Below are 20,177 nucleotides of genomic sequence, written 5' to 3' on the forward strand. Positions count from 1 at the left end.
ACGCTAGAGAATAAATAAAACAAGTAAAAGTGATAATGAACTTTATAAATCAAGGTTGGTGGAGAATTTATGAATTGTATATATAAACTGAAATTTCAAATATTTCCACCACCGTTAAATAGACTAGATTATGAACACGTCAATATTAATTCCAAGCCAGAATGAAGGATTGTTGCCAGTTTTATTTGGCAGTAATAACGTCAAGCAAGAAGAACCCACCTACACTGCTTATGAAGTGGTAAATGAACCAATTAAAAAAGATAAAAGGAGAAAACATTTCATAGAGGCTAACACTTCACCAGTAGATATGCTACATTTAAAGAATGATTGTATCGTGCCAGTGTTCAGCAAGGATAACGAGATGACAATATCTCATCCAGCATTTATTGAAACGGTGCACAAGGTGGCGAGTGAATTGTTTAGAGGGGAAAGTATAGATGAACCTGATATAATGGTTAGCCATGTTATAAAAGGTAGGATTCCAGAAGCCATACATAAACCAGTATCTGAATTACTGGAAAGTGACAAGACTATCTATTATGAAAGAATGGCGTTCGCTTTTGAAATACCCACTATTTATGAATCTATAAACGGTAACAGGGTTAATCTATGTATTACTGGTGTTAGGGCGTATAACAGGGAGAACCTCTATTCAAAGAAGACATCAGAAAGGTTCAGTGTAGCGATTGGATTCAAGAACAAGGTATGTTGTAACCTGTGTACTTTCACGGATGGTTTCCAGACTGATTTAAGAGCGATGAGTTACCATGATTTATTTAGAGGTGCGATGAAGTTATTCCAACAATATGATGCGGATAAACATTTAAGGTTGATGAAGAGTTTCACGGGTTCTTACCTCACTGAACATCAATTCGCACAATTCTTGGGTAAAAGTAGGTTGTATCAATGTTTACCTGCCAGAGAGAAGAAACATTTACCATGCATGGAGTTGACGGATAGCCAGATTAACATGGTGGCGAAGGCATATTACAACGATGACAATTTCAAGAGGGAGCATGGAGAGAATGAAATAAATTTGTGGAAATTCTATAACATGCTTACAGGTGCGAATAAATCTTCTTACATAGATAATTTCCTCGATAGGTCATTAAATGCCACGCAATTAACGGAAGGAATAGATAGGGCGTTACATGGAGATAACACCTATAAATGGTTTATTGAATGAAAACCGTTGGGAATAAATTCTTTTTATTCCACTGATTAGCCTAATTTTGCCACACAGCAACCCTAAATTGCGTTTGTTAGATGCTGAAATTTATTTACTTTTGTGGTGTCATTCGGTTTACTGGATGGCGGACATATTGAATTAATGGAAGCGTTTAGTTTCATCCTTTACGAAAAAACGACCAATTTTTATGCAGAGGGATAAACGATACAAACGCTCATGCTTGCCGTATATATACCTACTATATACATGGTTTAGCGTGGGGTTGCTGTTTATTTCTGCATGGGTTACTTGGTCGTACCTTTCGTAAGATAAGCTAACAACTACCACGCTTTCTTATTTATATTAATTACTTCTTGGGTGGTTGGAAGTAAAGATTAATTACAACATCAGAAATGAATAAACTGTTGCGTAACTACTTGCTTCTATTTATAGGATTCTTGTTATCATCGTGTGCAACGAAACAAGTAATTGTGTATTGTGAACCACAAAATGCAAATATTTATATTAATGAACAGCTTGTTGGACAGGGTATTGTCTATTATAAAATGCCTCGAAATCAAAAATATATTATGGTATCATGTGGAGAAGGTGGTATAATATATACAAGTCGTAGATTTTATATAAACCAAAGAAAATCTGAAATCAATATTTATTTAGAAGAATATAAAAAATACTCTTCTTCACCCAATACAATATCAACACATTAAAATCAAATATCATGAAACAATTACTTGTATTTATGTTGCTATTACTAGCAAGTCAACTTGTGGCTGGCCCTAAAAAGAAAATGGTTGCAATTACGGTTGCACCCAAAGAGGCATCAATTTTCGTTAATAATCAATTCATCAATTATGGTTTTGCAAAATTTCAACGCCCCAAGAAGCAAGAAATGGTCGCAATTCGAATCGAATGTGAAGGGTATAATCCCATAGAAACCAAATTTTATGGTTCAGATATTCGTAACGCCTTATCCTTTACCATGCAGGAGGATGGTTTTTATAGAACAACCGCAGCTTCAGGGTTGGTTAATAAATTTATGACGATCGATATTGATTCTACCCTATATGTGAAAAATGCTAATGGAAAGATTGATGTGTCGAAAGCATGGAAATTATTGCATCAGATTTTATTAAATTACTTTGAAGAGATTGCCACGACTGATGTTCATGGCGGATATCTCCAAACTCCTTGGCATTATAAGGCATTTCAACTTTCTAACAAACAAATCCGCACACGTGTCACCGTGAGAGATATTTCAAATCCAGATAAAATTGCTTTTCAAATTAAAGTTTCTTCTGAAGTTGCGGGAGCAATGGCTGCAAGGCACGGAGAGTTTACAAATATTGATCGGATAGTCAAAGAATTTGAACCAATGTTGCAAGAATTGCAAACTCGTTTGGGCAAAGCTTATAGTTTATAACCATTTTATTAATTTAATTATCTTTATTATGAAAAAAATTATTTTATCAATTTGTGTGTTTATCACGATGCTTTCTGTAACGAACGCTCAATCGTATAAGGAAACTTTTGATTCCAATTCATTGGAATGGACAGAATGTGGATACAAGAATGAGATTGGCACGGCAATCATTGATAAAGGTGTTATGACAATCAAATCGAAAGGGGTGAAGAAAGGCTTATCTTTATTAACGGGAGTCGTTGTTGGTGAATATACGGTATTTGAAACACATTGCTATGCACCATTAAACGTGCTCAAACCTTTTGAAATCCGAGCAAAAGTGAATGTTAAACAATTAGCGGTGGATCGTTTAGTAGGTATTGTTTTTAATTATAAAGACAATGGGAATTATTATGCATTTACTTTCAATGATGACTTTGTGAAATTTGTACGTTACGTTGATGGTAAAGAAGTTGGTTCTGTTTCACAAGGAGTGAAGTGGAAAGGCAAAAGAAAAACAGACATGGAATGGGTGTTAATATCTGATGGAGAGACTTTAACATTTAAAGTTGATGGCATTTCAATTTTAAAGATTCGCTACATGCCTCTCTCTTATAGTGGTTTTGGTTTCTACTCATTCGGCAATCAAGAATTAATTGTTGATGAAGTCGAATTTAAACAATAAAACCTTAAGCTAAGTCCTACATGCTTAATCTTGCACGAGAATAAGGATCATAGGTTGAAATTATCAAAAAATAGTTAGCGTGTGCTAGGTATGGTGTGAAGGGATGATAGACTTTGGTTTGTCATCCCTTTTTATATACAAACAAAAAGCCAGCACTTTTGAGGTACTGGCTTATTTGTGCTGTCTTTTCTTGACAAGCTTTGGTTTGGGATTTCCAAAAATATCAGGATATAACATTTTCAATCTCTCCATGTTTACATACCTGAATAAATCCATTTCGTGGAAAATTCGATAGTGTTCTACACCAAACCATTCTGAATTGGAGGTTTTTCCTTTCTTACGTAATTTCATAGGAATAAATTTTTCTAACAAACAAAAGAGTATCTAGTTCAGACAAGAACATCAGACCAATCATTTACATATGCAAAAGTACTTATTGAATTGGGTACGACAAAGTAAATATACCAGAATGTCAAATATTTATATATGTAACAACATATTGATTTATTGTTATGTTGACAGCTTTGAAGGTAAAGAATATTGCATTTTAGATATTCCTCATAACAGAATTTTAGTTAGTGAGTAATTTCTTTCATTTTAGGTATTATATGCCAATTCAGGAGAAAAGTCACCTACTTAAATATTTAACCATTAGTTGCTCGTAACATCATGGTTTTCTCATCAACATTCACTATTTTTGCAAAAAGAGAGTATATGAAACAAGCTATTATCAATAAACTAAGAGAGTTTTTCACGCTACAACCAGTTGAGAAAGCATGGGTGTTTGGTTCTTATTCACGTGGAGAAGAATCAAGGGAGAGTGATATTGATATACTTGTACGCTTTGATAAAAATGCGAATGTTACTCTTTTCAAGTATATCGGTATCGTGAACGCTTTACAATCTCTTTTGCACAAGAAAGTTGATTTAGTGGAAGAAGGACAGTTGAAAGATTTCGCCAAAGAATCAGCAGAACAAGATAAAATATTGATCTATGAGAGAGAAGCCTAAAGATATTAACCGCTTATCCCATATAATAGAGGCTATTGATAACTTGTTCGAGTTTACTGAAGGTATCAGTTTTGACGAGTACAAGGGAAATAAGATACTTCGTTTTGCCATTATCAAGAATTTAGAGATAATTGGAGAGGCAGCATATTTACTGACAAATGAATTTAAAGAAAAGCATCCAGAAGTTGAATGGAAAGTTATAATTGGAATGCGTCATGTTTTAGTACATGGTTATTATCAAATCAGTGATGAAATGGTGTGGGCTACCATTCAAACAGAACTACTACCATTAAGGGAGAAGGTTGAACGATACAAACGTGAACTAGAATAAAATATCATCATAGATAAAATATAGTGGCAATGGATTCATTTCTATTGCTTTTTTATTTGGTGGAAAATTGTAGCAGATTTAGTCATATATACCCAATAGAAATATTATTCACCAACTTACATATTTTAATTAGAGATATGAATTAAGTTGTAATTTAATATGTAACCAATTAATAACAGAAAGAATGTGTATAAAAATCATATCCCAACTACCATAATTTAGTGGTAAGTTGCTTGTATATAAGTTGTTTATTACTTATATTTGAGATTCAATAAGAGAGAGTTTATTAATAGTATTAATCAACATGGCAAGAGCATCTGTTTAAACTATGTTTAAACCAACACTTCGCTAACACCAAAAAGAAGTGAGTTCATTTTCTGTAAGACTTCGTAGCTCAGCTGGTTGCGTCAAAAGCGACAGCTTTTGAGGCTTTAAAGAGCAATTGACTCTTAATCAATGGGCCGTGGGTTCGAGTCCCACCGAGGTCACCAAATGAAAATAAAGAGGTTATGAACAAATCATAACCTCTTATTTTTTGGTGTTTGCATACGATTCAAATTAAATTTTTCTTATACAGTAGATACTCCATCTTGTTTTAATATCCTAAAGAAGGTAAGATAGTGTCCCGAAAAGTGATCAACCCGGGCGATATTTTTCAAGTCGTCACGGATGGATACAATAAATGCTTTAATGTATTTTCTTAAAAAGATACTAAAATAAATTGCAGATATGCCAATATAGTTCTATCTTTATAACAAGAAACGACATTCTGGATAAGAATGTAAATATATAAAAATAATGAATATGAAAGCATGGCAAACCGTTGTGACTTACGAGAGTAAGCTGGTAAAGAGGAACTGGTTGTTCCGCCTTTTTATCGCAGGAGTATTGGGCTACATTTTGGCGCTTCTCGTCCCGTGGGACATTCGGCGGGAAATATGGAGAAATATAGCGTTCGCATCCTCTCTCCCGGCGAGAGGGGTTTATTTCCTGAACTTGTTCCAGTCTTTGGTCGTGGTACTCCTAACTTGTGATATGCAGAGAAAAAGGAAGAAAGCGGAAAGCCGGGAAATACTTTCAGTGAAGCCGTTAAGCAACAGCCAATTTTTTTGGGCGGAATTAGCGGGTATGGCACTCCCTTTTTTGATCGCAGATGTCGTTTTCATGGCATTTTGCCTGTTCATTCATTTGATGATTCCAGATTCGCCGGTGAACCCGTGGGTGTACTTGTCCTTCTTGTTGAAAGACGTATTGCCGACATTCGTCTTCGTGACGGGGCTGGCGTTGCTGGCGAATAGGATTCTGCGACATCCATTCTTGAGTTGGCTCGTGCTGACCGTGTTCCTTTGCGTGTCGTATGCTTACCTGACAAAACCACTTCACGGGATACTGGATTTCCGGGGAAGCCTGTTGCCGGAATCTTTTTCCTCGATCGTGGGGTTTATGCATTCCGACGTGTGCCTGTTGCAACGGGGAATGTTCTTGTTGCTGGGGCTGGGATTGTTGTGCGTGACAGTTCCTTTCACGAGGCGGTTGTCCGATATGCCGGGACGAAAAGTGTTTTACCACGCGGCAGGTTGTTTGTTGCTGATGTCAGCCGTGGGGGCGGGATACGTTTATATCGATAAGTTCCAGACCCGCCGGGAGAACCGGGAAGCGTACCGGGAGACTTTCTCCCGTTACGAGGCGTATCCCAAAATGCGAATCGCGACACATGATATCACGTACAAGCCGAAAGGAGAGACTTTTTCTGCCACGAGCCGGATGACGGTGGTGAACCGGAAAGCAGAGAGGATGGAGCAGTTGATCTTGTTCTTGAATCCCGGGTTGGAAATCGGCAGGTTGAAGTCGGGGGAACAGGAGGTGCCCTTTCGGCGAGACCGACAGGTGGTGGTGGTCGAACGATCGCTGGCTCCCGGGGATAGCGTGGTGCTGGAGATAGAGTACGGCGGATGTATCGACGAGGATATTTACCAGGTGGACATCGATGAAGAGGATTATTTTGCACCCGAGCGGCCGTTGATAAAGGTGGAGCGCTACGGGAAACGTTCCGCGTTCGTGTCGGGGGATTACACGCTACTCATCCCGGAGGTGTTGTGGTACCCGGCGGCAGTAGCCCCGGTAGCGTTGCAGCCGTCACGAGAAACGAATTTCACGGATTACACGCTGCGCGTGAAGAATCCCGGCAGGCAGGTAGTCTTGTCGCAGGGCATCCCGGAGGAAGTAGAGGACGAGGTGAGATTCCGTAATTTGCAGTCGTTGACCGGCCTGTCGCTTTGCATGGGTGATTACGTGAAACGGTCGGTGACGGCGGACTCTATCACGGTGGAGTTCTACACGTACCCGGGCAATGATTTTTACTTGAAGCCGTTTGACGGTTGGATGGATGAAATCGCAAAATACCCGAACGCGAAGGAGTACCGGAAGGAGTTGGTGAACAAGTGCCGCAATCGCATAGAGGGAAGCATGCCTAACCCGTACCCGTTCAGGTTTCTTAAATTAGTGGAGGCTCCTTCCTCTTTTCTTTACCAGTATTCATTCCATAATAACATCCAGCCGGAAATGGCGTTTTTCGGGGAACGGATGTTGGAAGAATCTTATAAACCTGGAGCCCCTTCCGTTGACAGATTAAGAGATATGAATAAACAGGAATACCTATTACTCAATGATTTTCCTTTTTTCCTTGACGATATACACGCAGAGCGGCTTTTCTCTGATTTCCACTGGAGCGTTGCTTCCGACAGGTACGCGGGGATAGATCTGTTGTTCGGTAAAATGGCAAACCCGACACTTGATAAGTTTAATTTATTCCCGTCGATGCTGGATAGTATCACGAAAGGAGGATTGGGGGGACTAATCCGGAGAGGGTATTCGCGGGGATACGATAAATTGATTAGCATGAAAGTTTCGCAATTGCTGGCTTATCTGACGACGATTACCACTTGGAATTCGTTGTGCGCTTACACACGGGAATTCTACGAGCGTGCCCGTTTCCGGGAAGTGGATTTTGATTTGTTCATGGAGGGGTTCCGCGAGCGTTTCGGGCGGGACATCAGGCCATTCGTGGATGATTGGTACACGACGCGAGAGGTGCCGCGGTTGGTGATAAAGGGCTTGACATACCGGCAAACGGGGGAGGTGCAAGCGGTCGATTTTAAGGTGGGCAATACCGGAGAGGTAGACGGGGTCGTTTCGGTAATTGAAGCTTTTTCTGATGATTACGGGAAGTGGATTATTGGCGATTGGCGGAGCTTCCCGGTCAAGCCGGGAGAATACAAGCGGATCGTGGCCCACGAGGTTAATGGATACTCTTTTTTCTTGTCCACCAATTTTTCGAGACGCGTCCCCGAACGTATTGGATTCTATGGCACCTCGTTATGGAAGGGAGAGATTCCCGCTGAGCGTGTCGTTCCGCTTGACAAGAACCAGTTTTATCCTCCCGGTGAAATTATCGTCGATAACGAGGACAAGGGTTTTCATTTGATCGATTCTTCGGGAAACAGGTTGAAACGACTGGCGGAACAGTTGGCAGAAGACAATATGAAAGATTATAATTATGGCATTAATGCTAAGAAGCACACGTGGGGAAAGCCATGCATAGAAGTTGAATTTTACGGGGAAGAGGTCCATAGCGCCTTTACCAAAGTTGCCGGGAACGGAAGTTTTAGGGCGGAATGGATAGCGAATCTTCCGGAAGCGGGCAGGTACGAGATTTTTGTTTACCTGCCTGATGTTAGAGACGGAGACGCGCTTTATACCTATGAATCGAAATACCCGGGAATGAAGAATTATTATACCGTCGATACCCCCGGAGGAAGTGAAAAAGTCGTGCGGGAGGTGGCAAAGGGAGATGCCGATTGGGTATCTCTGGGTACGTTTGTTTTACCGGCGGGGGAATCCCGCGTTGTTTTGGATGACCGGGGGAGTCCTCCAATTGATGATGATGAAGAGTATACCCGGGAAGTAGTTTCAATTAGTGGTGAAAAGTATACCCAGTTGGTCGTGGCGGATGCGGTAAAATGGGTAAAAGTAAAGTAGGTCGGAAAGAATATTATAAAAAGCCAACAATGAATTAGTTGGCTTTTTATAAATGATACTTTTTGAAATAGTATTACCTATTGGAGTAAGACCATTTCACTCGGTTTGGATGGCTCACCTTCTCCTTCAGCATTTATGGCACTAACACGAAATTGAACCTTCTCACCTTTTTTAAGAGGACTAAGCTTTACTCTGAGCGATGTTGCCTTAGAAGGCGCCACATTCCATAATCCTCCTTCATATCTATAACCAATGCGATAACCCGTTATAGCACAACCGCCGTCAGCATTCGGTGCAGTATATTCAATTGTACACCAATCTTTCCCAACGTCAACAATCTCGGGTTTTCCGGGAGGTCCGGGAGGCCTACACACTGTTGCACTTATAAGTGTTACAGTCATTAAGCACAAACAGATAAACATGAATGGCTTAAAAAACTCCAGAGCAGACACATCTCCCTCTTGTTTTTATATTACCGGCTTTACGTCCATATTCACTATTCTTCATTTTTACTATATCGAAAAATAACCCGCAAACCCGGTCCCGTAGATTGTTTTCAATAATTCTTAGCACTTTTACCCCGTCCCTAAGTGCTATCTCATTGATCCGGGTCTTTATATTCCATCCGATACATATCAAAACCTTTCGCCCAATAATCCTTTTTAATCTCAGTCAGTTCAAAACCCTGTTTCTCATAAAATTTATAGGCTACTTGTGAGGTTCTAACGGTTATCTTTTGAATACCGTCAATTGATTTAAGTTTATCCATTCTGTATTTGAGCAATCGCATCCCCAATGATTTGCCCTGATAATCAGGGTGAAATATATCCCAACTTAGCTTCCCGATCTTCCCGTCGTTTGCAAAATTTATCCCTCCGCACCCTACAATTTTCCCATCAAAAAGCAGAACATAATAAAGTTCCCTATCGTTCTCCAAGTAATCGGACAAATCAACTTCCTCAGCCGGAGCAAAATATTCAGGCGTATTTAACCTGATTAAATTCATAACAGCCTCCTTGTCTGTCAGCTCGTATTCTCTAATTACAATTAAATCGTTCATTTTACTACATTAAAACATTAATAATCACCCCGCAGGAATCGGATCGGTTCGATAGACTAACAATAGCACTTTTACCCCGTCCCCGAGTGCTACTAAAGAGTATAACCGGTTCCGTATGTTTTGGCAAGCCAAAGACCGAAAAAGCGGTCATAAATCTGGTAGCTATTCTCCTCTTTAGTTATAAACTCTTTTTCTAATAACTGTTTCACCGACGATTGTACCGAACTGGGAGAGTATAGGCCATGCTTCCTTATAAATTCTGCCGAAGTGATCCCTGAAGCTTTTCCTTCCTTGGCAATGGCAAACAAGATCTCTTTTTGCCGTTCGGACAACATCGAAACCATATTCTGGTAAACCGTTCGGTTCGATTCCACCGTCATATGCAAGACGAAATCGGCAATGTCAACAGTCATCTCCTCTCCGCGATCCAATTGTTCATACAACCGGTTAAAAACCGCCTGCATATACCAGGTATGCCCGTCCAACAGATTATAGACTCGTGTTATACATTCGTCCGAAATATTCTTTCCCGCTTTATTGAAATGATTCTGCACGAATTTTCTATAAGGTTCAAGCCCTATCGGCTTGAGATTCATATACGACGCACTCTGGTAGAAAGGCCTCGATGCCGAGAAAAAAATATTCTGTAACATATGGTGTTGACTCCCGCAAAACACAAAAGTCGTGTTCTTGCATTGCTGTATGTATGTACGCAAAACAGCCTCTACATTTTTTTCCGGGTATCTGACTATTTGCTGAAACTCGTCTATCGCCACAATACAACGTTTATCGGCCGTTTCGAGGTATCTGAAAATTTCTTCCAATGACAACAGAGGTTGCCGGATCTCACCTATTCCGATATCAAAAACAGGTTGACCGCTAACCGGGTCGAGTTTGAAGGCAGGACGTAAAGAACTGATCGCCGAGAAAAAATGTTCCGCAAACTTTCTCCCCTTGGATTTCAAGGTCGTAAAAATATGTTTGCCGAGAATAAAAACGAACTCTTTTAAACTACCGGTAGCATAAATATCGATAAAAAAAGTATAGTACCCCCTTTCAATTTCCTTTTGATGGAAACAATGCTCTATCAGGCCGGTCTTTCCCATACGCCGAGGCGATACAACGACCATATTACGCTCGTTACGCAAGGCTCCGGTCAACTCTGCCGTTTCACTCTCCCGGTCGCAGAAATACTCCTCCGAAACATACCCGTTTACAACAAAAGGATTTTTAATTTTAGCAATCATTCTTCTCTTATTATTTGATATATAATTATTGCAAATATAATAATTATAAATTAAATAACAATATCTTATACAGCGTTATCGTCGATACACAATCATGATTCCTATCACAATACAAGCGTATCGAGACCGGATATATCTCCTATCGTCTCTAATAACAAGGCAAAAACACTGATAAAATTCAATGCATTCGCTTTTTTTTGACCGGAAGCTTGGGAAAAAGTTTTCTAAAACGAACCAAATAGACGGTAACATTACTTCCTGCAATAATAAGGGTTACGGCAGAAACAATCATGAGTATCCCGCAAGCCAATCTCATCGTAAAAGATTCTCCGAAGACGGTTACACCAAAAAAAACTGCAGTCAGGGGTTCCAAAGCCCCCAAAATGGCCGTCGGCGTCGAACCGATGTATTGGATGGCTTGAGTAGTACAAAGAAACGAAACAGCTGTCGGAAAAATAGCCAAGGCGATCAAATTACCCCACAAATACCAGGTATCGACAACCCGCAAACTCATCCCGAAATCAACCCGTACTAAAAATAAAGTCATTCCGAAAAGCAACACGTAGAACGTCAATTTTAGCGTTGCGATATCTTTTAGCAGAGGACGGTTTACAGCGACAATATAAATGGCATAGGAAAGAGCTGAAATAACGACTAAAATAACTCCTGTCAAATTAAGCGTCGTACCGTCATCACCTTTATAAAGCAACCCTATTCCACCCAAGGCCAATAAAATACATACGATGGTCTGCAATGTCAGTCTCTCTTTAAATACAAAAGCCATAATCAATGCCACCATAATCGGATAGACAAACAATAAGGTAGACGCAATACCGGCTTCCATGTAATTATAGCTTTGGAAAAGAGTAAGGGAAGAAAGAGAAATCAACAATCCCATGATAATCAGCGGGACGATCTCTTTCCGTTTTAACTTGAAATCACGTCCCCTCGCCTTAATCATGATTCCCAACACGGGGATAGCGAACAAATACCTTAGAAACAGAACCGAATCCGGATTCATTCCCGCCTTGTATAGGGGAAGTGCAAATAAGGGATTCATACCGTAAGTCGCCGCCGCAATAACCCCTAAAATATATCCTTTAGCCTTTAAATTCATCATTGGTAAGAATTTTTATATCCACTATAAGCCAGCAAATTAAAATGGCTGCAAAGATACCATTTTGTTTTCATAAAGAAGAAAGAATTCTGCGATTCCGTAATACTCATGCGGGACGGATCAGGGAAGCCGTCCTGCCCCGTTTTACTATTATTGAATCCTATCCAATATTATTTCACTTTAAAATAGCACTTTTGCCCCGTCCCCAAGTGCTGTTACGTCACATAGAGATAAAAGTGACAAAAAAATGTTTGGCCGTTATCCAAAAATGAATACTTTTGCAGCACCTAACGAGAAACCTCCCTTACTTACTTTAGATTGTTAAGATAAAGTCAAAAAGAAAACCGGATTAATCCTTTTTGATCCGGAGAGTGTAATAATAGTAAAACCTTAATTTTTTAAAAACAAAAACATGAAAAACTTAATTTACTTTGGTTTAATTTTAATTTTTTGTGCCTGTAGCAGTAATCCTCAAAAAGAGATGGAAAAAAAACTCATCGGGGAGTGGTGTAACCCTTATACCTATCAGTCTACAGGAGAATTAAAAGGATTCAATTTCAAAAAAGACGGAGTATGCGAAGCCATCAACATTCCTTCATTGGATTTGAAAACCTGGGAAATCAAAGACGGTTACCTGATCATTAAGGGAACCAGCATTGAAGAAGACGGTTCAAAAGAGGCTTACGAAACAAAAGAAAAAATCGAACAGCTGACAGCCGATTCATTATCCTTAGTCGTACAAGAAGCCAATCCTCGCCTTGCTTTTTTGTATTTGAATACCAAAATCATTAAGGAAAAAGTTACTCCTCAGGTAAATACGACCGTAGAGCAAGATTCTACCGTAAATACCGATGTTCAATAATAACATTCTCCGGAGATACCTCAAGAGTCTTTTTTAAAAGGATAAGACTTAAAAATTTTGAGGTATCTCCGCTCAAATTTTTATAATATATGCATTATCTACACTCACTCTTTCTTTTTCTGTTTCTCTCTCTCTCTTTCCATCTCTCCGGTATAGCCCAAAAAAAAGCATTGGACGAAGAAGCTTACAAGCAATGGAGATATGTTAATTCCTATGAATTATCCATGAACGGGAAATGGGTTAAATACCGTTACCTGTATCACGATAACGAGGATAAAAATAAAGATGCGCGTCAAACCTACTACCTATACGAAGTAAAAACCGGAAAAACCATTACACTGAATCAAATCGACTTCTATCAATTTTTCGCCTCGGGAGAATGGATTACTTACAGTCGAGCCACTTCCGAAAATAATTCAGAATCTCCCGTAATAGCCAGATCTTTAAAAAACCAAAAGGAGACCGTATGTCCCGAGGGGGCCGAATTTAGTCTTTATGCCCCTCAATTCTCCTATTTTCGGGAAGACGACCAAGCCTTAATAATAAAAAATATAGAAACCAACGACAGCATCATTCTGGAACACATCGGGAACTATCAATTGTACGACCGGGACTCCAAAATTATATACATCGAGCAAACTCCTTCCTGCAACATTATCCGTCATGGTGATGTGTTTGCACAACAACATAAAACATTATATCGAGATTCGACAAAATCCCTCTCTTTTTTCAGATTCGATGAACGGGAAAAGAAAGGAAGTTTTATCGTTATCGCCGATACCCATTATAAAACGGCAAAAAATCTCTATATTTTTTCCTTGCAAAATAATTCGGCAATTAAATTAGTAGATTACAGCGAGATCGACACCCTATCAATGGATATCGAGTCCGCAGAAATTTTAGGAGATAATAAATTTCTTCTATACGATCTGCCTACTCCCCGAAAACCACGTCCCTCCCGGGGAGAAAAAGACGAAACTTTCCAATTGGAACTTTGGAGTTGGAATGACGAGATGATCCCGTCTCAACAGGCAAAAGGAGGTATCTTAAACCCTATGCCCTCTCCCTCGAAAGGGATCTTCGATCTGCAACGAAAGAAACATTACAAAATTTGTGATTCCGACTATTCCGCTTTATACATCCAAAACGGCAAAGATCCTAAATTCGCTTTCAAGACAGACAATATTCCTTACCGAAAGTTCAGAGATTGGCAACACGATACCAGATATGACCTTTATCTGGTAAATTTAGCTGACGGGGAGAGTAAAATGATCGCCCAGGCATTAACCCGACCCGTTCAATGGACACCGAACGGAGATCACATCCTCTTTTTCGACAACACGAATTCATCCTGGATACTATTGAACCCGGAGACCTTTACCCGAAGAAAACTAACGGATGAAATTCCCTATCCTTTACAAAACGAATTATACGACAGACCGAACCCCGCACCCCCGTACGGTATTGCAGGGTGGAGTAATGACGGGAAAAAATTACTCGTTTACGACCGATACGATATCTGGGTGGTCGATTTGGAAGGCGAGGAAAAAACCCATTGCTGGACAAAGGGAGCCGGTCGCAAACACCATACTGTCTTCAGGTTTGTCAATCCCGAAAGAAACGAGTTGTTCATTGACCTGAACAAAACCCAGGAAATCTATTCCATGAATTGGGAAAACAAAGATCATGGAATATACCAACTTTCTCCCCATGGAAAATTAACACCCAAAATAGAGGGAGCATTCGATATCGAAATTCTTCAAGAGAGTGAAGACCGAAAAACAGTCGTATGTTTCAAACAAAGCTACGAAGAGGAACGGGATTTATGGATCTGTGACCGTTCTTTCAAACGAATGAAAAAGATAACCTCAGCGAACCCGCAACAAAAAGAGTATGCTTGGGGATCCGTTCAACAAGTTGAATGGACCAATTACGACGGAAAACAGAATCAAGGATTGCTCTATCTTCCGGACAACTACGATCCGAACAAAAGTTATCCTTCCATCGTCACGTTTTACGAGACACATACTCCGGAAATGCATATTCATCCCGTCCCGGGATTGAGTCACGCCATGATCGATATTCCGACTTACGTCAGCAAAGGATATATCGTATTTCAGCCGGATGTCTATTTTAAAATAGGTGAACCCGGTAAAAGCTCATACAATGCCGTTGTCAGCGGAACAAAAGCCCTAATCGACCGGCAGATCCTTGATTCAAACCGAATCGGACTGCAAGGACACAGTTGGTCGGGCTTTCAAGTAGCTTATATCGTTACTCGAACCGATCTATTCAAATGCGTTAATATCGGGGCCGCATTGATCAACATCACATCCGTATACACCGGGATAAGAGACGAGGGAGGAATAGCTTGCATGCTTATGTATGAAGATTGGCAATGCCGTATGGGTAAAACATTATGGGAGGATCTACCGGGATATATTGAAAATTCGCCTCTTTTATTTGCCGACAAAATTCATACTCCGGCCCTGATTTTTCATTGCGATAAAGACGAAGCCGTGGCATTTTACGACGGACGCAACCTGTTCCTGGCCCTGCGAAGACTACAACGACCGGCATGGTTATTAAATTATATGGGAGAGGGACATTTCCTGAGATCCCGTCCCGCACAGGTCGATTGGACCATAAGGATGGAACAGTTTTTCGATCATTATTTAAAAGATACTCCTCTACCCCGGTGGATGAAAGAGGGAATCAATATCAAAGAGAGAGGTTATGATCAAAAATACGATTTAACAAAATAGCTTCTACAAAAAGGCAAAAGGCTGGTCATACGACCAGCCTTTTATCATTTAAAAAGTTCCCGACATATATCAGCAATTTTTGAAAAGGAACGGACATCAATTTTTTCGTTTTTTTTGGTCAAGGCCTTCTTGTTTCCGGTAGGAATAAAAATCCGCTTAAATCCTAATTTCTCCGCTTCGGCTATCCGCTGTTCGATACGACTAACGGCCCTGATCTCTCCGGATAAACCGACTTCTCCGGCAAACACCGTATCTTTGGGAAGAGCCGCATCCATATTAGAAGATAATACGGCCATAACGACCCCTAAATCAAGAGCGGGATCGCTCACCCGAATACCTCCGGCAATATTTAGAAAGACATCTTTCGCCGCCAAACGGAAACCGACTCGTTTTTCCAAAACCGCCAATAACATATTCAAACGTCTCGTATCAAAACCGGTAGCCGAACGCTGAGGCGTTCCATAAGCAGCCGTGCTTACCAACGCCTGTACTTCCAATAAGATAGGCCTTACACCCTCTACCGTAGCCGAAACGGCTATACCGCTCAACTCTTCCCCGTGATTCGACAACAACAACTCGGAAGGATTCGTCACCTGACGTAATCCCGATTGCAACATTTCATAAATTCCGATTTCGGAAGTCGATCCGAAGCGATTTTTCATGGAACGCAAAATCCGATACATGTATTGCTGGTCTCCTTCAAACTGCAAAACGGTATCCACCATATGTTCGAGTATCTTGGGACCGGCCAATTGGCCATCCTTGGTAATATGACCGATCAATATGGTTGTAATCGTATTCTCCTTTGAAAATCGTAACAGCACGTTCGTACACTCTCGAATCTGAGAAAGGCTACCGGGAATAGCATCGACGCTTTCTGTTGCCAAAGTCTGGATAGAATCAATAATCAACAACTTAGGCTCTAAAACCTTGGCATGCTCCATCACCGCCTCCAAAGAATTACCGGAAAGAAACAGGCAATCGTCATTTTCCGCCCCTAAACGTTGTGCCCGCATCTTAATCTGGGAAACACTCTCCTCCCCCGAGACGTAAAGTACCTTACCGCAACGATTATGAAGGGCAAATTGAAGGACTAAAGTAGATTTACCGATCCCCGGTTCTCCTCCCAATAAAATCATGGAACCGGGGACTAAACCTCCCCCGAGAACCCGGTTCAACTCATCGTCCTTCGTGTCCATCCTTTCGTCAGCATTGGTCTTCACTTCCGACAATCTTAAAGGTCTTAATGAACTCCCTCCGAGTCCGGAGGCTGTCCGATTACCTTTCGTGATGACTTCAACCTCCTCGACAAAACTATTCCACTCCCCGCAAGTAGAACATTTTCCAACCCACTTGGACTCTTTGGCTCCGCAGTTCTGACAAACAAAAACGCTCTTTGATTTTACCATACCCTCCGCATATTTAGTAATGTATCATACTGTAATAGAAAGTTTTCCGGACGCAAAGACCAAACAAAAAACCCTTTTTACAATCGTTAAATTCGGAATACAAATCCCAACTAAAAAAATTCCTCCTCCTCCTCCGGCCGGACCGCTCTCCCGTCTTTTTCCTCATCACCACAATCCAACACGTTACTCATGCCCACAGGAGCTTCAAAATCCCGTTGAGGCATGGCAATAGATTTATCCGCATATACTTTTTGCATAAATAAAGCCCAAATCGGCAAAGCCATACTGGCTCCTTGTCCGTTCGCCAAATTTTGGAAATGGATCGAACGATCTTCAGCTCCTACCCAGACTCCTCCTGCCAAATCAGGAGTGATACCGATAAACCACCCGTCGGAATGATTTTGCGTCGTACCCGTCTTGCCTCCAATCGGATTCGTAAAATGATACCGGAAGCGGATACGCCTTCCCGTTCCTTCATCGACAACCGCTTTCAAAAGACTTGCCATCAGATAAGCCGTGTTTTCAGTAATAACCTCTCTCGATTCCGGTTCAAGACGGGCCAACACATTCCCGTATTTGTCTTCAATCTTCGTTACCATCATCGGAGAGTTATAGACTCCCTTATTAGAGTATATGGAAAAAGCGGACACCATCTCTTTTACGGAAATTTCGGAAGATCCTAAAAACAGGGCGGGCACGGGATCGATAAAACTGGTAATTCCCATTTTATGGGCCATTTGAGCCACCGCTTCTGGAGTAAACTGTTTCATTACCCATCCAGAAATATTATTTACGGAATTGGCTAATCCCCATTTCAACGTTACCCACTCGTTTTCCCTTTTATCCGTGGAGTTCCGCGGAGTCCAGGTTGTCCCGTCAGGCAACACAAACGTTTGGGCGACATTCAATACTTTCTGACAAGGAGCCAATCCTTCCTGCATGGCCAATGTATATAGAATCGGCTTAATCGTTGATCCTACCTGACGCTTTCCCACACTTACCATATCGTACATAAAATAACGGTAGTCCGGTCCTCCCACATAGGCTTTTATATTACCTGTCTTCGGATCCAGCGCCATAAAACCAGCACGGAAAAACGACTTATAATGTTTTATCGAATCCATCGGAGACAAAAGCGTATCCCGAACACCTTTCCAAGTAAAAACAGACATTTGGACCGGTTTCAAGAACTCTTTTTTTATCTCTCTATAAGTTTTACCTTCCGCCAGCATAGATTTATAACGATCGGACCGTTTGATAGCCTGATTCATAATATCTTCTATTTCCTCTTTTGTCATATCGTTCGAGAAAGGAGGATTTCTTTTTTGTACTCTTTCCTTATGAAAGGTAGGCTGCAATGTCTGTCCCAAATGTTCGGCAACGGCCTCTTCCGCGTATTTCTGCATACGCGAATCCAAGGTCGTATAAATCTTTAAACCGTCGGAATAGATATCGTAATGTGAGCCGTCAGATTTAATATTCTTATTACACCAACCATAAAGCGGATTCGTTTCCCAGGCGATGGAATCTAAAGCATATTGAGACTTATTCCATTTGTAATCCTCCCGTTTCGGTTTATTGGCCGTCATAAACTGCCTTAAATATTCTCTAAAATAAGTAGCAATTCCCTCTTTATGATCCTCTTTTCTAAAATCGATACCCAAAGGCAAAAGGACCAAAGAATCGTATTCCGCCTGAGTGATTTTACCGTATTTATACATTTGTCCCAATACCACGTTCCTGCGTCCCAAGGTCTTATCCGGACGACGGATAGGATTAAACAACGAAGGATTTTTAGCCATACCGATCAACATAGCAGCCTGTTCTACCCGTAAAGAATCAGGAGTTGTCGCAAAATAAATATTAGCTGCCGAGTTTATACCGACCGCCAGATTTAAAAAATCAAATTTATTAAGATACATGGTAATGATCTCCTCTTTCGTGTAACTCTTTTCCAACTTCACTGCGATGACCCATTCCCGAAATTTACGCAAAGCCAATTCCATAAAATTCTGATTGGCCGAGCGCGGAAATAACATCTTGGCCAATTGTTGTGTGATCGTACTTCCTCCCCCGGAAGAACTATTTCCCGTGACCATTCCTTTCGCCACCCGGAACAGACCCCGTATATCAATACCGCTATGCTCATAGAAACGTACATCCTCGGTGGCAATCAACGCGTCTATCACACTCTGGGGAATATCGTGATAATCCGTGTAACGCCGGTTTTCACTTCCCCGAAAATATTTTCCAATAATTTTCCCATCTGCCGAATAAATCTCGCTGGCAAAACGATTATTCGGATTCTCCAGTTCTTCGAAAGTAGGCATAAAACCTAACTTCCCGTCAGATATCAAATAAAAAAAGAAAAAAATACCTGCCACGAAAAGAATAAACAGACTCCAAAAAATTGTAAAGCTTTTCCAATACCTTTTTAACATCCTAATCCGTATTAATTTTGAGACGCAAAGTTAGAAAATAAATCCGAATCTTCCCCTCATCATATATTCTTAACTCCCTGACCTTCCTCCATAAAACTCACGTATACAAACTATTCCAAAACCTCAAGAATAATTTTTAAATCATTTATCTCGCATTCGTTAGATCGGATCTGAAGCAATACACCGGGAGAAGTCCACGGACAATCCAAAACCTTCTCTTTTAAATCGCCTTTTTTAATCGGAAATGTTACTCTGGATTTTACCGATTGTCCCGTATTTTTTACTACAAGCAAAGCATCGCAATCCACTTTTCCCTCGAAACGGATTTTTAATCGTTCCGGCTTCTTGAATTTGGACTTAAAATCAAAAGAAGCCTCTTTTTGATGAATAACGGTAAAAACCTTCATCTCCGAACTTCCTACTTGCTGATACCATAAAATCACACCTATTACAAACAATACCAACAAAGCCCCTGTATAAACCAATCGATTTATTTTTCTCCTATTCATAATTTCAGATTATTATTCCGTAAAAATAAATGATTTTCTCCTATTTCCGGCACAGGTTTATTTTGTTTTTGAATAAAAAGCAAACAAACCACAGATTGGGCTATAACTCTGTCA

At 40.6% G+C, this 20,177-nt stretch carries 15 protein-coding genes and 1 tRNA gene; 9 read left to right on the forward strand and 7 right to left on the reverse strand.

Going from position 1 to position 20,177, the window contains the following annotated elements; translation table 11 throughout:
* Nucleotides 1-130: 130 nt before the first annotated feature.
* From BN3283_RS12450 to BN3283_RS12485, 7 genes are all read left to right on the forward strand, one after another.
* Nucleotides 131-1,186, forward strand: a complete 1,056-nt coding sequence (locus tag BN3283_RS12450; RefSeq protein ID WP_147625607.1) for a DUF3871 family protein — start codon at nucleotides 131-133, stop codon at nucleotides 1,184-1,186.
* 721 nt (nucleotides 1,187-1,907) lie between these two features.
* Nucleotides 1,908-2,609, forward strand: coding sequence for a hypothetical protein (locus BN3283_RS12455; RefSeq protein WP_059026814.1), 702 nt, complete (start codon nucleotides 1,908-1,910; stop codon nucleotides 2,607-2,609).
* A gap of 28 nt (nucleotides 2,610-2,637) precedes the next feature.
* A complete protein-coding gene (locus tag BN3283_RS12460; protein WP_059026815.1) occupies nucleotides 2,638-3,273 on the forward strand; it encodes a hypothetical protein in 636 nt (211 codons plus the stop codon).
* Nucleotides 3,274-3,987: 714 nt separating this feature from the next.
* A complete protein-coding gene (locus tag BN3283_RS12470) occupies nucleotides 3,988-4,284 on the forward strand; it encodes a nucleotidyltransferase family protein (protein ID WP_059026817.1) in 297 nt (98 codons plus the stop codon).
* The gene (locus tag BN3283_RS12475) at nucleotides 4,268-4,615 is read left to right on the forward strand and encodes a HepT-like ribonuclease domain-containing protein (RefSeq protein WP_059026818.1); all 348 of its coding nucleotides are present in this window, start codon (nucleotides 4,268-4,270) and stop codon (nucleotides 4,613-4,615) included. The genes BN3283_RS12470 and BN3283_RS12475 overlap by 17 nt, the downstream gene beginning before the upstream one ends.
* A 383-nt stretch (nucleotides 4,616-4,998) precedes the next feature.
* Nucleotides 4,999-5,106 (forward strand) — tRNA-Lys (locus BN3283_RS12480).
* 313 nt (nucleotides 5,107-5,419) lie between these two features.
* Complete coding sequence (locus BN3283_RS12485) at nucleotides 5,420-8,653, forward strand: golvesin C-terminal-like domain-containing protein (RefSeq protein WP_286137668.1); 3,234 nt, start codon at nucleotides 5,420-5,422, stop codon at nucleotides 8,651-8,653.
* A 77-nt stretch (nucleotides 8,654-8,730) separates the two neighbouring features.
* Here the strand turns inward: BN3283_RS12485 and BN3283_RS14790 are convergent, their stop codons facing one another.
* The 4 genes from BN3283_RS14790 to BN3283_RS12505 form a co-directional block, all read right to left on the reverse strand.
* Nucleotides 8,731-9,075: a fibronectin type III domain-containing protein gene (locus BN3283_RS14790; protein WP_350308237.1), complete on the reverse strand. Its 345-nt coding sequence runs from the start codon at nucleotides 9,073-9,075 to the stop codon at nucleotides 8,731-8,733.
* Between the two features lie 176 nt (nucleotides 9,076-9,251).
* Nucleotides 9,252-9,713, reverse strand: coding sequence for a GNAT family N-acetyltransferase (locus BN3283_RS12495; protein ID WP_059026821.1), 462 nt, complete (start codon nucleotides 9,711-9,713; stop codon nucleotides 9,252-9,254).
* A gap of 92 nt (nucleotides 9,714-9,805) precedes the next feature.
* Complete coding sequence (locus BN3283_RS12500) at nucleotides 9,806-10,960, reverse strand: AAA family ATPase (protein WP_059026822.1); 1,155 nt, start codon at nucleotides 10,958-10,960, stop codon at nucleotides 9,806-9,808.
* A 178-nt stretch (nucleotides 10,961-11,138) separates the two neighbouring features.
* Entirely contained in the window at nucleotides 11,139-12,077 is a 939-nt protein-coding gene (locus tag BN3283_RS12505; protein WP_041503472.1) for a DMT family transporter, read from the reverse strand.
* A 412-nt stretch (nucleotides 12,078-12,489) separates the two neighbouring features.
* Here BN3283_RS12505 and BN3283_RS12515 point away from each other — a divergent pair, with 412 nt between their 5' ends.
* Together BN3283_RS12515 and BN3283_RS12520 are read left to right on the forward strand one after the other, a co-directional pair.
* Nucleotides 12,490-12,939: a lipocalin family protein gene (locus BN3283_RS12515; protein ID WP_059026824.1), complete on the forward strand. Its 450-nt coding sequence runs from the start codon at nucleotides 12,490-12,492 to the stop codon at nucleotides 12,937-12,939.
* 89 nt (nucleotides 12,940-13,028) lie between these two features.
* On the forward strand, nucleotides 13,029-15,704 hold the full coding sequence (locus tag BN3283_RS12520) for a S9 family peptidase (RefSeq protein ID WP_059026825.1): 2,676 nt from the start codon (nucleotides 13,029-13,031) through the stop codon (nucleotides 15,702-15,704).
* Between the two features lie 44 nt (nucleotides 15,705-15,748).
* Here BN3283_RS12520 and radA read toward each other — a convergent pair whose 3' ends face one another.
* From radA to BN3283_RS12535, 3 genes are all read right to left on the reverse strand, one after another.
* Nucleotides 15,749-17,113, reverse strand: a complete 1,365-nt coding sequence (gene radA, locus BN3283_RS12525) for a DNA repair protein RadA (protein WP_041503180.1) — start codon at nucleotides 17,111-17,113, stop codon at nucleotides 15,749-15,751.
* A gap of 110 nt (nucleotides 17,114-17,223) precedes the next feature.
* A complete protein-coding gene (locus BN3283_RS12530; RefSeq protein WP_059026826.1) occupies nucleotides 17,224-19,554 on the reverse strand; it encodes a transglycosylase domain-containing protein in 2,331 nt (776 codons plus the stop codon).
* Between the two features lie 110 nt (nucleotides 19,555-19,664).
* The gene (locus tag BN3283_RS12535; protein ID WP_059026827.1) at nucleotides 19,665-20,063 is read right to left on the reverse strand and encodes a hypothetical protein; all 399 of its coding nucleotides are present in this window, start codon (nucleotides 20,061-20,063) and stop codon (nucleotides 19,665-19,667) included.
* Nucleotides 20,064-20,177: the final 114 nt, after the last annotated feature.

Origin of the sequence: Gabonibacter massiliensis (assembly GCA_001487125.1) — a bacterium.
Classification (GTDB): Bacteria; Bacteroidota; Bacteroidia; order Bacteroidales; family Marinifilaceae; genus Gabonibacter; species Gabonibacter massiliensis.